The sequence below is a fragment of the Citrobacter portucalensis genome, assembly GCF_023374935.1.
In the GTDB taxonomy this organism is placed as follows: domain Bacteria; phylum Pseudomonadota; class Gammaproteobacteria; order Enterobacterales; family Enterobacteriaceae; genus Citrobacter; species Citrobacter portucalensis.
This window is the reverse complement of record NZ_CP092466.1, coordinates 4,428,045-4,441,291: the sequence shown is the minus strand read 5'-3', so window position 1 is coordinate 4,441,291 and position 13,247 is coordinate 4,428,045. Positions and strand designations below refer to the sequence as shown.

General features: G+C 48.3%; 14 protein-coding genes and 1 other annotated feature. Of the genes, 3 read left to right on the top strand and 11 right to left on the bottom strand.

What is annotated here, in order from left to right:
* Positions 1-8: 8 nt before the first annotated feature.
* The 6 genes from LY264_RS21515 to trpB all read right to left on the bottom strand — a co-directional run bounded on the left by LY264_RS21515 (position 9) and on the right by trpB (position 5,794).
* Positions 9-1,547 carry an FGGY-family carbohydrate kinase gene (locus LY264_RS21515; RefSeq protein ID WP_071692280.1) on the bottom strand — a complete coding sequence of 513 codons (1,539 nt, stop codon included), beginning with the start codon at positions 1,545-1,547 and terminating at the stop codon, positions 9-11.
* A gap of 20 nt (positions 1,548-1,567) precedes the next feature.
* The gene (locus LY264_RS21510; RefSeq protein WP_000479583.1) at positions 1,568-2,119 is read right to left on the bottom strand and encodes a glycerol-3-phosphate responsive antiterminator; all 552 of its coding nucleotides are present in this window, start codon (positions 2,117-2,119) and stop codon (positions 1,568-1,570) included.
* A gap of 14 nt (positions 2,120-2,133) precedes the next feature.
* Entirely contained in the window at positions 2,134-2,925 is a 792-nt protein-coding gene (locus LY264_RS21505; RefSeq protein ID WP_014882346.1) for a class I fructose-bisphosphate aldolase, read from the bottom strand.
* A gap of 389 nt (positions 2,926-3,314) precedes the next feature.
* The gene (locus LY264_RS21500; protein WP_071692281.1) at positions 3,315-3,707 is read right to left on the bottom strand and encodes a VOC family protein; all 393 of its coding nucleotides are present in this window, start codon (positions 3,705-3,707) and stop codon (positions 3,315-3,317) included.
* A gap of 84 nt (positions 3,708-3,791) precedes the next feature.
* Positions 3,792-4,601, bottom strand: coding sequence for a tryptophan synthase subunit alpha (trpA, locus tag LY264_RS21495; RefSeq protein ID WP_071692282.1), 810 nt, complete (start codon positions 4,599-4,601; stop codon positions 3,792-3,794).
* Positions 4,601-5,794, bottom strand: a complete 1,194-nt coding sequence (trpB, locus tag LY264_RS21490; RefSeq protein ID WP_071692283.1) for a tryptophan synthase subunit beta — start codon at positions 5,792-5,794, stop codon at positions 4,601-4,603. Before trpB ends, trpA begins: the two co-directional genes overlap by 1 nt.
* Positions 5,795-5,939: 145 nt before the next feature.
* Positions 5,940-6,033: a sequence feature (Trp leader region), on the bottom strand.
* A 506-nt stretch (positions 6,034-6,539) separates the two neighbouring features.
* On the opposite strand from trpB, the gene LY264_RS21485 reads away from it, so the two are divergent.
* Positions 6,540-7,070: a YbaK/EbsC family protein gene (locus tag LY264_RS21485; protein WP_071692284.1), complete on the top strand. Its 531-nt coding sequence runs from the start codon at positions 6,540-6,542 to the stop codon at positions 7,068-7,070.
* A 72-nt stretch (positions 7,071-7,142) separates the two neighbouring features.
* Here LY264_RS21485 and LY264_RS26015 read toward each other — a convergent pair whose 3' ends face one another.
* The 4 genes from LY264_RS26015 to LY264_RS21470 all read right to left on the bottom strand — a co-directional run bounded on the left by LY264_RS26015 (position 7,143) and on the right by LY264_RS21470 (position 9,043).
* Positions 7,143-7,547 carry a putative zinc ribbon protein gene (locus LY264_RS26015; RefSeq protein WP_374043540.1) on the bottom strand — a complete coding sequence of 135 codons (405 nt, stop codon included), beginning with the start codon at positions 7,545-7,547 and terminating at the stop codon, positions 7,143-7,145.
* 81 nt (positions 7,548-7,628) lie between these two features.
* Positions 7,629-8,030: a putative zinc ribbon protein gene (locus LY264_RS21480; protein WP_071692285.1), complete on the bottom strand. Its 402-nt coding sequence runs from the start codon at positions 8,028-8,030 to the stop codon at positions 7,629-7,631.
* Between the two features lie 117 nt (positions 8,031-8,147).
* Positions 8,148-8,354 carry a helix-turn-helix transcriptional regulator gene (locus tag LY264_RS21475; protein WP_071692286.1) on the bottom strand — a complete coding sequence of 69 codons (207 nt, stop codon included), beginning with the start codon at positions 8,352-8,354 and terminating at the stop codon, positions 8,148-8,150.
* A gap of 101 nt (positions 8,355-8,455) precedes the next feature.
* Positions 8,456-9,043 (bottom strand): YagK/YfjJ domain-containing protein, encoded by a 588-nt coding sequence (locus tag LY264_RS21470; protein WP_071692287.1) that lies wholly within the window; start codon positions 9,041-9,043, stop codon positions 8,456-8,458.
* 645 nt (positions 9,044-9,688) lie between these two features.
* Here LY264_RS21470 and LY264_RS21465 point away from each other — a divergent pair.
* Both LY264_RS21465 and LY264_RS21460 read left to right on the top strand, forming a co-directional pair.
* Positions 9,689-10,897 (top strand): hypothetical protein, encoded by a 1,209-nt coding sequence (locus tag LY264_RS21465; protein ID WP_071692288.1) that lies wholly within the window; start codon positions 9,689-9,691, stop codon positions 10,895-10,897.
* A gap of 201 nt (positions 10,898-11,098) precedes the next feature.
* Positions 11,099-12,259, top strand: a complete 1,161-nt coding sequence (locus LY264_RS21460; protein ID WP_023063357.1) for an IS30-like element ISCfr4 family transposase — start codon at positions 11,099-11,101, stop codon at positions 12,257-12,259.
* An 80-nt stretch (positions 12,260-12,339) separates the two neighbouring features.
* On the opposite strand, the gene LY264_RS21455 is transcribed toward LY264_RS21460, so the two are convergent.
* Positions 12,340-12,960 carry a histidine phosphatase family protein gene (locus LY264_RS21455; RefSeq protein WP_015697053.1) on the bottom strand — a complete coding sequence of 207 codons (621 nt, stop codon included), beginning with the start codon at positions 12,958-12,960 and terminating at the stop codon, positions 12,340-12,342.
* Positions 12,961-13,247: the final 287 nt, after the last annotated feature.

The window sequence follows — 13,247 nt, the reverse complement described above, 5'->3', positions numbered from 1 at the left end:
TTCCTCACTTAATGCGTGATGTAGTTACTGCAGCTTTTCCATGGGGACTGCATTTCAGATAACAGGTTTTTGTAGAGCTGATATTTGTCCTGGTACACTTGCTGATGGGCCGGATTCGGCGTCACGGTACGCGCGACGCGCACCATTTCATTGGACGCGGCGAAGACATCATCAAACCAGCCAATCATGACAGCGGCTGTCATTGCGGTACCGAGTGTGCCGTGTTCTTTGACATCAACAATCTCAAGCGTGCACTGGAAGATATCGGCAAAAACCTGTAGCCAGACCGGCGAGTTGGTGACTCCCCCAGCAATTCGGATGGTGCGACTCAAATCCGGATTGATGTTCCGTAAACGTTCGGTGTGATAGAGATGGCTGAACGCCACACCTTCGTAAATCGCGCGCAGGAAATGCGCTTTTTTATGGAAACTGTTCACCCCAATAAAGCCTGCTGAGGCATCGGGAATGGTGTTAGAGCCAAATACGAAAGGAAAGAACAGCAGATGGCTTTCTTCTGGCGTCGTGGATAAGACCAGCGAGTTACACAACTCATAGACGGAAGATCCCTGAGCAGCAGCGGTTTCCCGGTCGTTCTCCATGAAATTATTGATAAACCATTCAAGATTACTGGCAGACGTCGGACTAGCCTCTGTTATCAGCCATTTACCGTCGATCGGGTAAATCGAAGTCATAAACAGATCTTTGTCGATAACCGGATGGTCAGTCACATATTCATTGATGCTCCAGGTTCCGGTGATGATAGCCAGCTTATCAAGAGTGTTAATCCCGGAGGCGACAGACGAGGCGGAAATGTCGAACACGCCGCCAGAGACGGGGGTGCCTGCGCATAAGCCTGTCTGACGGGCGACTTCATCGGTTATCCGACCGCAGCAGTCCGTGGACAGTTTGACGGGTGGCAATTTCGTGCGCAGGTCAGCAAGCCCCCACCATGCCAGTAGTTCATCGTCATACTTGCGGTCACGTACGTTAATCAGGTTGGTCCCGGAGATGTCAGTAAGCTCAAGATAAGCCTCTCCGGTCAGGTAGAAGCGGATCAGGTCTTTTACCATAAAAATGGTATGTGCTTTCTGCAGCACCTCCGGCTCGTTATCCTTCAGCCAGGCCAGCAGAGCAATGGGTTGTCCGGCCCAGATTGACTGCATGGTTTTAGGCAGGATGTCGGTCAAAAACTCGGGTGAGTTTTGCCACTTTTCTACGTACTCTTTTGCCCGACTGTCGGTTGAGATAATGCCGTTGCGGACCGGGTTGCCAGCTTCATCTACCAGATACAAACCGTTCCCATGTCCGGTGACGGCGATTCCTTTGATTTGACTGGCGTCGATCCCTGATTGCTCAATCGCTTTTTTGATGACCTCGATGTTAGCCGCCCACAGCTCGGTAATATCGCGTTCGGTATGAAATTCCCTGGGTGTCAGCATCTGGGTGGATTTTGACGCGATAGAAACCACGCTGCCGTTGCGATCGTAGATAGCCGCCTTAGTGACTGTCCCGCCATTATCGATACCCATTACATATTCATCTTTCATTACCGTGGACTCCTTATTGGTTACCATAAACCCGGCTCGCTGGTGGTTATTCCTTTAAACCCGGCATGGAATATTTTATCTACAAGGTATTTCCGCTTTACAAAGCCTCCGGCGATGAATATCACGTCAAAGCCATTTAAGTTTCGGCTAATCAATTCCAGGCACTGGCAGGCATATTCAGCAGGTAAGATTTCTATTGCATCCGGCGGGTTATGTTTAACGATATCGATAGACTGATCCAGTGATCGAGAATCGATAAGTAACACCCGAAAAATAGTCAATAACCCCTCTTTTTTTGCATAGCGCAGGGCGGAGAGATTGGAAGAAATAACACCATCAACTTTATAATAACTTTTCAGTAGATTGATCCCAGCCTGATCGGGTTTAAACCCGCCGAGTAACTCCAGATGGACCAAAACCTTCTTACCACTTTGATGACATTTGCCTATCAGTGATTGCAGATTTCCGATATTGGCCTCTGACAACAGAACATATTCCGATGCACAGGATAATGCCTTGTCAAAATGTTTATACTTTCTAACTGAAGGAATGATGGTGTTATTTAAAAACATATTAGTATCCGATGTTATTTAGCCATATAGAGGCTGTATGCTTCTTCCGCAGAGGCATTTTCGTGGACGATAGCATTCAGGCCTGCGACCACTCTGTCTGGTCGCGGGTCCTGAGTGATATTTCGACCCACTGCCACGCCTTTAGCCCCAACCTGCATACAGTGCTGAACAAACTTGAAGTAACCATCAATGCCGGTTTTTGGGCCACCAAGTGCAAGGACGGGAACGCCTGCCGCTTCGACGATCAAGCGGTCTTCCGCTGTACCTGTAAAACGTGTTTTGATGACATCGGCCCCCAGTTCCACTGCGGCGCGAGCCGAGGCGGCGATAATTGCCGGGTTGTTCGAGTCGTCGCTGGTCACGGGGTAGCCGTAGGGAAGTGATTCGACAATTAGCGGCATGTTCCAGCGGTCTGCGGCCTGTGCCAGTTGCATTGCCATGATGTGCGTTTTTTCTTCGTTGAAGGCACCCGGGAAGGTCATGCAGACGACACCTTCAGCGCCGACTTTTAATGCATCTTCAACGGTAAACATCGGGGTAGTATCGGGAACGGTATTATCAAAAATACTGACTGTACTATCGACGCGTAATACAACAGGAACCGAATTTAATGGCTCACGAAAATTTTTCAGCATGCCGTACGTGACCAACGCACAATCCAGCCCTTGCTCAACCAATGCCGGCAGTTGGTTTATCGTATTATCAATACCATTTGTTTTCGTGGAAAAATAGTAACCATCCAGCGCTAATGTCACTGATTTACCATCTTTTGCAAAAATCTTTGAGAGACGGCGTTCTTTAGACATTTATTTACTCCTTAGCAAGATAAAAAAACAAAAAAAAGCCCTCAGAGACTCACGTCTCTGAGGGCTTTCTATTCACATACCCTTGTGATAATGGTTCAGAAATCTAAATCATTATCAGTTAATTTGTTTTGCAATTTGAGAGGGGTTTAAACTTTGTTTATATTTAAATCCGTTCTCTTGCGTGCTTAAATAACTAACATGCTCAGGATTAGCTTGTCTAGCGTGAGTGCCAAAACTGAGATACTGATCACGTCAATTTTTTATTCTTGTAAGAATCAACGGGACAACGATTTAAAATAACCAGTTGAAATCGAACAATTAATGATTCTTTCGAAAGGTCGCTAGTGGTTAAGATATTTTAGCCCTACAGGTCGTCGATATCACATCCGTTATTCCAGCAAATCGTAGAACACAAACGCCAGCTTATTACCATCCGGATCGCGTACATAGGCGCTATAGAACCCGTCACCGTACTGGGGACGATATCCCGGCCCCCCTTCATTCGTACCGCCAAGCGACAGAGCGAGAGTATGGGCCTGCTGTACCTGTTCTACGGACACAGCATTCAATGCCACCATGGTCCCATTACCCGCGGACGCCGGTTGTTTATCAAATGGTCGGCCCACGCAAAGGCCAGTCATGGTGTTCGCACTAAATGTCCCCCAGGACGCGCCTTCCTCGTTGCGCCCCGCGGGCGGGTGACTAAGTAATTCCATCAGCGGATCATAGAATGCGATAGCGGTGGGAAGATGGTTCGTGCCCAACATAAAGTAAGAGAACATGGTTCCTCCTTTGTATCAATGCTCTGGCTGAATGAGCCATCTGAAGATGAGCCGCCCGTGAAGTGTTTCAGACGGCTTACCTGACTATATCCGACGGGTTGCGGTTTTCATACTCACCACAAATGCCTTCAGTTCTGCCAGCATCACATCTTCATTCGCCGCATATTTCTCGATGATGTTGACGATGGCGGAGCCGGATATTGCGCCAGCCGCGCCCGCATGGATAGCGTCAGAAACCTGCTGGGGTGTGGAGATCCCAAACCCTTGCACCGCTGGTGGTGCCTGATACTCCTCCAGTTTTTTCACCAGATGATGTAATGACCCTGTCGCCTGCCGTTCCGTACCCGTTACCCCGGCGCGAGAAAGCAGGTAGGTGTATCCGCACCCGTAAGTTGCTATCTGATGTATCAGTTCATCGTTGGCGTTCGGCGGGCAGATAAAAATTGGCGCGATGTGATGGTTTGCCGCTGCCTTGCGAAACGGCGTTGACTCCTCGAACGGTACATCTGCCACCAGAACCGAATCGACTCCGGCACGCTCACACCTGGCATAAAACTCATCAATACCCCGGTTAAAAACCAGATTGGCGTAAACCAATAAACCAATGGGGATGTTGGGATGCTTATGGCGAATAGTGGCTAACATCTCAAAACAGGTCGTCGGCGTGACATCCGCAGCGAAAGCCCGCAGTGCGGCGTTCTGAATGGTTGGGCCATCCGCCAGCGGATCGGAGAAAGGGATCCCGAGTTCCAGCGCGTCAGCCCCCGATTCAATCAGAACGTCAATAATCCTGAGTGACTGTAACGGATTGGGATCACCTAACATCACGAAAGGAACAAACGCACCTTCTCCACGGTTTTCCAGCTCTGCGAACAGGTTGTTATAGCGTTCCATCACATTTCTCCTCGTGCGTGCAGAATATCGTTTACGGTAAAAATATCCTTGTCTCCCCGACCGGAGAGGTTAACCACCAGCAACTGCTCTTTGTCAGGATTATCACGCATCATTCTCAGGGCGTGAGCCAGCGCATGAGAGGACTCCAGGGCGGGAATAATGCCTTCTTTCCGGCTCAGGGTTTTGAAGGCATCCAGTGCCTCATCGTCGGTAATGGAGACGTAGTTTGCTCGCCCCGTACTGTTCAGGTACGCATGCTGTGGTCCGACGGAAGGGAAATCCAGACCGGCAGAAATGGAACAGGATTCAATGATTTGTCCCTCATCGGTCTGCATCATTGGTGATTTCATGCCAAAGTAGATCCCCACACGACCGTGTTTCAGCGGGGCACCGTGCTCGCCGGTTTCAATTCCGTGACCCGCCGGTTCAACGCCGATAAGGCTTACATCTGCCTCATCAATAAAGTCGGCAAACATGCCGATAGCGTTGGATCCACCACCCACGCAGGCGATCACCGCATCCGGCAGGCGTCCTTCTTTTTCCAGAATCTGTACTTTTGTCTCCTCGCCGATCATGCGCTGAAACTCACGCACGATGGTCGGGAACGGATGTGGTCCGGCCGCTGTACCGAGCATAAAATGCGCCGTTTCATAACTCCCGGACCAGTCGCGAAGCGCCTCGTTCGAGGCATCTTTCAGGGTGGCAGAACCGCTGTGTACCGGGATCACTTCAGCCCCCATCAGACGCATACGAAAAACGTTCGGCGACTGGCGCTCTATATCCTTTGCCCCCATATAAATGCGGCATTTCAGGCCAAGCAGTGCGCTGGCGAGCGCCGAGGCGACGCCGTGCTGTCCGGCCCCCGTTTCGGCAATGATTTCAGTTTTCCCCATGCGCTTTGCCAGCAGCGCCTGGCCCAGTACCTGATTGGTTTTGTGTGCACCGCCGTGCAGCAGATCTTCACGTTTGAGATATAACGTGGTGCGGGTTCCTCTGGTGAGGTTGCGGCACAGGGTCAACGCTGTAGGACGCCCGGCGTAGTTTTTCAGCAGTCCGGTAAATTCGGCCTGAAAGGCCGGATTTTTCTGTGCGTTAACAAAGGCCTCTTCCAGTTGAAGCAAGGCGGGCATGAGGATTTGCGGGACGTACATTCCGCCATATTCGCCGAAGCGTGGGTTAAGTATGGTGCTCATTATTGCTCCTTAATGTTTGCGCAGTGCCTAGAAACCGAGCCGGGTGCTGCGGTCTGGACTCTGCACATGAAGTAAAATCAGTGACTACGCAGTGCTTCCTGGCTGCGTTTACGCGATGGACTTTTCGCGTATGAAAAATTTGGGCAAAAAAAAGCCCGCTCATGGCGGACAGGGTATCGGTGTGCAAACTGCATACGTGACGATACTGCCCGCTAACGGGAAGTGCGCCACCAGCCATGCAGAGTCATCATTGAGAATGTCATTGTCCGATACCTGTTTAAAGTGAACTCTTGTACTAGTAAACTGGTTCTGAATGGCAAGGTCAACTCTTTTTTGGCGATTTTGTGTCCGGAGGTCCGTTCGTTGCATTCAGGAAGAAACATCACCAGGATTGATTAAACTCATAATTTTTCCTATGACAAAACTAGGTTGCAGCGAAATAATGTTGAGCATCGGCGAAATCAAGAGATGAGTTGAGTCTGGACAAATAAGTGGTATCACGATGAAAATGCTTAAATCAGCGAAAGCTGAAGATCGCAGAATATAAGTTTCAGCTATCTGCGGAAATGCTGTTCGCCCAGCGCAGGATAGTTCTGACACATCGTTAAAAGAAATAAACTCATCATGAGGTCAGTTGCGCCAGTATGGTAATGTCTTAACAGAAGGAAAGACTCCAGATGAGCTTCAGGTGAATTACATTGCCTCTTACATAAGCTTAAAGTAGTTATGATACTTAGGGAGAAATATGGATGAGCATGCGGTTCTGAAATTGCTTAATGAGCTGGATATATCTTTTCGGTACATATCACACCCGGAAGTGAAGACGGTCGCTGACCATGCGACTTTTGCAGCAGATTTTCCGGCACAACTGCTGAAGAACCTGTTACTGAAAAATAGTTCTGGGAAACATTTTTACCTGTATATCCTTGATGGCAATAAAAAAGCTGATCTTCGTGGGCTAGCACTCCAGCTTAAAGAATCACGCCTGTCTTTCGCTTCATCAGACGAGTTATTGGAAACGTTAGGTGTTGAACCTGGCGGGGTAACACCTTTTGCTATTCCACATAACAAGGTGAGAGATATTCGCATAGTTATTGATCCTTCTGTATCCCCGAGTCAGCCACTGGGTTTTCACCCTTTGGTCAACACAGCTTCGGTCTGTATTTCTAAAACGAATTTGTTGCGGTTATTGGAATTTTACGGCTTCTTTCCTGTGGATATTCAAACTGGTGGAATGTTCTGGTTACTTGTGAGAAAAGCCGAGTTGCTTAAGTAACCAGACTTTGATCCTCCGCCCTCAGCGAAAGGCAGTAAGGCCCTCTCAACTTGCAGGGCCTCTGGCATATGACTATCGCGTTATTGAATATACCCAATCGCCGCAGCGGGGACATTTCTTGCTGCCGTAGTAGGTGTGTTCACACCGGGTACATCGCCAAGACCCAATTCGGGTATTCAGGGGGCCTCGTAAGGCTGCGTAACCTGCTGGCGGTTGGTTTCCCCTGCGACCAATTCCAGTCTTTGCTGGAGGCTTTGATGGACTGATTGCGTACCGGCAGTTTTGGTTTTTAACCCGTTCACTTCGATTATGTCGGGAGTGAACAAAAATCTCATTGCCTGACCTGTCTTCCTCGATAACAACCTCGGCATGACAGGAATCGCAAAGTAGTCTTCCACGATAATTAAGGGAAAGCTCTTCAGGCGTCACCCATTCACCATCTTCAGTGATGGCGTGTTCAACCGGTTTGAACTGCATCATGACCGTACTCCTGTGCAGATACACTGGCGCACGTAAACCATTCCGCGTGGATAAACGCGACTCGCTGTGGTACGCATATCATGCCACCTCGCTGCGGATGATTTCGGTACTATGGTCGCCAGTACGGCAATTCATGCAGTACCGTTCGCCGTGGTAATCACTGTCGCACTCCGAACAGTGCCAGTCGGCCTTGCGCACTACCGGGAGGACATCCGGGACGTAACGGCGCAGCATGCGTATCCGCCGCGCTTCTTTCGGCTCAGGGCGTACGTACGGGCAATGGTGACGACCGTTCTCGGTCAGGTCTTCCCATGTGTGCTCAAACCACGGGCGGTTAGTACCCCATTCAGGGTGGAATACCAGCGCACTGCCGCAGAGGTGGCAGGTATAGCGGTCGTAAGGGTGAAGCTGTGCAGTGACCGCACCCGTGAGGCGCTGATTGCCGTCAAGCGCGATAAAAGATTTTGCGTAAATCGTCATAGTATTGGTCCTTTGCCATACGACAGGCAGCAGTGAACCGTCCCGGGGAGGGCATCAGTGCAGGTCATACGACTGGTGGCGTTAAATCTGGTGGGAGATGTGATTGCGTTCGACAGATTACTGACGGGACTGTGCTATGCGTTGCTGTAGCCAGGCTTCCACTTCGCTTTCAAGCCAGCGGGAGCTTCTGCCCAGCTTAATTGGCTTTGGGAATTCACCGTCTTTAATGAGCTTGTAGAACCATTTGTCGGTTAAGCCGGTAAGTTTTGTGATAAACGCCATATCGACAAATTTGTCGTTAAGAAGGCTGACAGGTGTGGTCATCGTTTTTCTCCGTTGGTGGTAAGGGAGAAGAAGTCAGGGATTCGAATACTGCAGACTTCTTCAAACGATGACGCACTGGCGTATTATTTTACCGGGTGGGCTCAACGGGCCTTCCGTCGTCTTCCTGCCACAGGCGTTGTAGGTATTTCGCTTAACTGGCAGATAACCCCCAGGCTTTTCTGTGCCTGCTTGCTGAGATAGCTCAGGATGTACCGCATACCTCTGCGGCCACAGGCATCGTCATAAGAGGTCACCCATTCTCCTCGCACGCGGTAATGCTCTTTAGGTTCACAACGGTGTGTATGCCCTTCTCCCCACGTCACATTCTTCCAGGTATCCCTGAGTGCTTCAAAGACAGTCCAGACCTGGCGATGCTTCTGACCGTTGAGGTAAAACGCGGCGTGGATGTGGTAACCATGCTGTTCAGTTTGTTCCAGCACCCATGCGTAACCCACCAGCCCGTTGATATCACTACTGCGTTGAATCAGTAACGTGATATCGGCCACTGTTGAATGAATATCTCCCTCACTATGCGAATCGCTGTACTGAAGGTAAGAGAAGTCCACCCGTAGCATCAGCAGCTTGGAATAACGCTCAAATAATTGGTCCTGATGTCGTCGTAGCTTTCGGTTCAGGGCTGTGTGCTGAACGTAACTGAGATTGATATCGGTCGTGTCGTGGTAGCTCATGTCTGATTCTCCATGTGAGTGTAATCGTCATGGGAATGGACATGGGCGTCAGTTTTGAAATGAGATGAGGGGGCGTAATGTACTGCGCTACTCTGATGATTGCCGTGCTCGGGCATCGCTTCTGGGAAGTGGAGGGTTACGAAAGTGCTTCTCTATAAAATATCATTTTATTCCTTAATTAAATGATTTCTGCCCCGTGATTCATGCGCTTTAAGGCAGGAACATTTGCTCATCTCATGGCGTTAACCTTGTTGGCATCTTCGCCAGTCTTGACCAGATGATTTTTAAAAATCTTACCATCTCAAGGCTCTCCCCCAGGACCTAACTCAGCGGCATAAAGGAGCCGTATTTAAGCCACTTTCCGCTATATTGCTGTAACAAATAGGTCAAAAATAGACGGAGTAGGCTGTATACAAAGCATTTATAGCAATAAACCCAGTGGTAACGGCTTCTGTAAGTGAGATAAAGAATTAAAAAACGACGATATATATCATAAAAAATGACGATTAATTGTATTAAAATCGAGTGGTTTCATACTAAAAAACAAACATGATAAACGTCAAAATTCGTACAGTTGAAGTATGAAAATTGTGTGTTCGGACGAGTGACAATTTCAATGTTGCAGCGAGTTGGGAGGAGCGAGGGATGGCAGGCCTGAAGGATGACTTTAGAGTGTTTGACTTACGCCGGGAAGACCTGGCCTATGAGAGTCCTAACCAAAGGTGGGGGGAAATCAGCCATCAATATTTCTTTGTTGGATTCGAGCGCCTGGAGGAGGATGAAAGGCCAGATAAGGATGAAAAGTCCCAAGCTAGCTTCAGAATGTTCGATATGCTGGACAAACTTTATCTGAACCAGGCGACCAGCGATGGGCAAGAGTTTAGAAGACCGAAGACGAAGTTTCGTGATTCTCAGCCAATCCACAGCGTACAGTTAGAGAAAAAGTGGAAGGATACGCTTGTAAAAGCGATCTCTGATAAAGAGAAGGCATTAACTTATCTCAGCGAGAACTATCGGAAGGTTGTAAGAAAGCAACGTCAGATTGAAATGTTAACTCTGTGTTTTTATTTACCTCTTGATAAAGGGGAGAAGATGCAGAACATACGGATTAAAAAAGATGACTCTCGTTTCAGACTACAACTCGCTGAACTTGAACGACGCTTTACCTTGATGAGGAAAAGGATAATTGCGGATCCGCTTTATAAAGCCGCCTGCGGTTACTCGCGAGTGATACTGATAAATGCGAGATTTGAGCCTTTCTATCTGGTGAATTTTTTTTTCAAAAAGAATCCAGACAGTCGGATCGACAGCTTAGTCTCATTAGACATTTACAGGAAATGGGTGCAATCGGGTAAGAAAGAAAACAAATCTGGTGAGCAGGTTGGGTACTATTGCTTTAAGGATGCATCCCGGCCACATGTTCCAGAAGACAGTGGGCTATTTATTCGCAGGCCAGACCGAGTAACCGATGTTGGTCAATTTTCAGACCCGATCTCCTTGGTTTTATCTGAAGAAAGGAAATTCGAAAACAACCGCAAAGATTATCTGGCGTTCTTTCGCCTTCAGGCCCAAATCTATAATGTTATTCCAGGTGCTCGAACCCTGACATGTTCTGACGATTTTACCTACATCAACGCAGCCGAGAAGAAACGCAGAAAAGCCAAAAAAGAAGACCTGAAGAAGAAATCCAAAACAGCATTACCTGTCACTGAAACTTCAGCTATACCCGGAAATGATCTCTATGATAAAGAGGGCTCTCCCGAGTTGCCTTACCTGTTCGACGAATTTAATGATGACCTGCCTTCAAACTTTGAGGAGCATGTCTACGGGATTTTAAAAGAGGAGAAGCCGTAACATTACTTTGAGTGGTAGCTGATCGACGTCAGAAAATGAACCAGTGGCTATGGTTTCTCAGGCAAATGCGGTACATAGTGGCAAACTCAAACAGCCACCAGGTATCATTCCAGTCATGTTACTGGATAGATCAACGTCTGCTATGAGCTGTGAGTTCAACGGGTCGCTGCAACGCTATCCTTAATCAAGGGGGACGTTGCCATGAAACGAAGAACGCGCATTTACTACACGCCAGAACAGAAAGCGATTATCTGGGACAGGTATAAGCAAGGTGATTCCCTGCATGATATCGCCAGAATGTTCGACAGATTTCATTCTTCCATTATGCCCACTATCCACCAGACAGGCGGCTACCGTCCTCCCGTGCGAAAACGGCACCGATTAGCGCTTTCGCTTGATGAAAGAGAGGAGATATCCAGAGGGCTGGTAGCAAAACTCAGTATCAGGGACATCGCCGCCAAATTATCAAGAGCGCCCTCAACGATTAGCCGTGAGGTCAGGAGGCACGGTGGTGCAAAACAATACCGTGCAGCAAAAGCCGATGCTACTGCGTGGGAAAATGCACTGAGACCAAAACCTTGCAAGCTAATTGAAAGCCCCGCATTGTGTAAAATCATTGCAGAGAAGATGCATCAGGACTGGTCGCCGGAACAGATCGCCGGTTGGCTGAAACGCTGTTATCCGGATAATCAGGAAATGCATGTGTCACACGAAACGATTTATAAAACGCTTTTTATACAAACCCGGGGAGCATTAAAAAAAGAGCTGCAGCAATGCCTCAGAAGCGGAAGAGCAGTGCGTAGATCCAGGACGTCATCGCTTAAAGGGAAAGGATTAGGATCAATCCCGAACACGATACCTATCAGCGAAAGGCCACCAGAGGCCGCTGACAGAGCCATTCCAGGTCACTGGGAAGGTGACTTGATTCAGGGCTCGAAAAACTCCTATATCATCACCCTCGTAGAACGTCATTCCCGTTTTGTTATGCTGGCGAAGATCAGAGACAACAAGACCATAACGGTTATATCTGCACTCATCAGACAAGCCCGGGAATTACCTGCTGAGCTTTATAAAACATTAACCTGGGATCGTGGCGCTGAAATGACCAGTCACACACGATTTACTGTAGCGACAGACATTCAGATTTATTTTTGTGATCCTCAATCTCCCTGGCAACGTGGCTCAAATGAAAATACGAACAGATTGCTCAGACAATATTTTCCAAAAGGAACTGACTTATCGGTTCACAGCCAGCAAAGACTTAACAGTGTTGCCAGACAGCTCAACGAAAGGCCGAGAAAAACGCTAGACTATGAATCACCCGCAGAACGGTTCAATAAGTGTGTTGCGTCCATCAGTTGAACTCACAGCGAAAAGCGGACATTGTGCTTAAATAATGATGACTCTGGCAGGATGGGTTTTCAATGCTTGAAAGGTAGCCACTAATTCAGGTGACGTAAATGTGTAGCAATCCCCCACTTTAGGCCGATACATTTTCCATTAATCAGGTCGATAACAGAATAACTTGCATTGGGGTGAGCATAGCGAGGGAAACTATTGACAGTCCCTTCTTTAAGAATTGCCAGAGTGCCCTGACTGACATGCCCGTGAGACACAATACATATTGTTTGTTGATGTGATGAGGTATCTTCCAGGTTTTGTAAAAAACGCATAACTCGCTGAGAAGCATGCGCCAGTGACTCCCCCCCAGGTGGACAATACTCTGCATCAAGCCTGAATAACTCATTTGCATAGTTTGGATGTTTTTGTCTGAGTAGTTCTAACGGCATACCTTCAAACTGACCAAAGGCCTGCTCTTTAAGGGCCGGTTCAGCCGTCAGTGAACAATGAAAGTGTTCAGCCAGGCTTTGCCCCATTTGCCAGGCACGCCCAAGCGGAGAAGCGTAAACACGCTCTATTTGATACTCACTTGCACTAAACGCTGCTAGTAGGACGGATGTTTCACGCAAACCCCGACAGGTCAAGGGGCTATCGCTGTGCCCCTGAATAATTCCTTCCAAATTCCACTCTGTTTCTGCGTGTCGAACAAGTATCAATTTCATCGTTAGCTGGCCATGCTCGTTGTTGATCAAAATGTCCCAACTGCGCGATGTCAAACACACACCGTTGAAGCAGCGGAAGGCTTTCCTGTTTTGGAAATAATGAACAAGTGTAGTTTATTGCCATTATGCAGCGGCTCTGGGGGTGAGGCGCTGAATTTTATCCGTAGTTAACTTCCGCTCTTGGCACAAAGCAGACCCACATAACTATTTCATTAGCCTTCATCCAGTGTTCGCTTAAACCGCTCGTCAGAGCTGAGATCTAAAATTTAGTCAGTTATATATCATCT

What these genes read in the sequence shown, in the direction of transcription:
- LY264_RS21480 (WP_071692285.1), bottom strand. Translation starts at nt 8,030, where the DNA reads ATGACGATTTACGCAAAATCTTTTATCGCGCTTGACGGCAATCAGCGC.
- LY264_RS21470 (WP_071692287.1), bottom strand. Translation starts at nt 9,043, where the DNA reads ATGAGCTACCACGACACGACCGATATCAATCTCAGTTACGTTCAGCAC.
- LY264_RS21505 (WP_014882346.1), bottom strand. Translation starts at nt 2,925, where the DNA reads ATGTCTAAAGAACGCCGTCTCTCAAAGATTTTTGCAAAAGATGGTAAA.
- trpA (WP_071692282.1), bottom strand. Translation starts at nt 4,601, where the DNA reads ATGGAACGCTATAACAACCTGTTCGCAGAGCTGGAAAACCGTGGAGAA.
- LY264_RS21500 (WP_071692281.1), bottom strand. Translation starts at nt 3,707, where the DNA reads ATGTTCTCTTACTTTATGTTGGGCACGAACCATCTTCCCACCGCTATC.
- LY264_RS21455 (WP_015697053.1), bottom strand. Translation starts at nt 12,960, where the DNA reads ATGAAATTGATACTTGTTCGACACGCAGAAACAGAGTGGAATTTGGAA.
- LY264_RS21475 (WP_071692286.1), bottom strand. Translation starts at nt 8,354, where the DNA reads ATGACCACACCTGTCAGCCTTCTTAACGACAAATTTGTCGATATGGCG.
- LY264_RS21460 (WP_023063357.1), top strand. Translation starts at nt 11,099, where the DNA reads ATGAAACGAAGAACGCGCATTTACTACACGCCAGAACAGAAAGCGATT.
- trpB (WP_071692283.1), bottom strand. Translation starts at nt 5,794, where the DNA reads ATGAGCACCATACTTAACCCACGCTTCGGCGAATATGGCGGAATGTAC.
- LY264_RS26015 (WP_374043540.1), bottom strand. Translation starts at nt 7,547, where the DNA reads ATGCAGTTCAAACCGGTTGAACACGCCATCACTGAAGATGGTGAATGG.
- LY264_RS21510 (WP_000479583.1), bottom strand. Translation starts at nt 2,119, where the DNA reads ATGTTTTTAAATAACACCATCATTCCTTCAGTTAGAAAGTATAAACAT.
- LY264_RS21465 (WP_071692288.1), top strand. Translation starts at nt 9,689, where the DNA reads ATGGCAGGCCTGAAGGATGACTTTAGAGTGTTTGACTTACGCCGGGAA.
- LY264_RS21515 (WP_071692280.1), bottom strand. Translation starts at nt 1,547, where the DNA reads ATGAAAGATGAATATGTAATGGGTATCGATAATGGCGGGACAGTCACT.
- LY264_RS21485 (WP_071692284.1), top strand. Translation starts at nt 6,540, where the DNA reads ATGGATGAGCATGCGGTTCTGAAATTGCTTAATGAGCTGGATATATCT.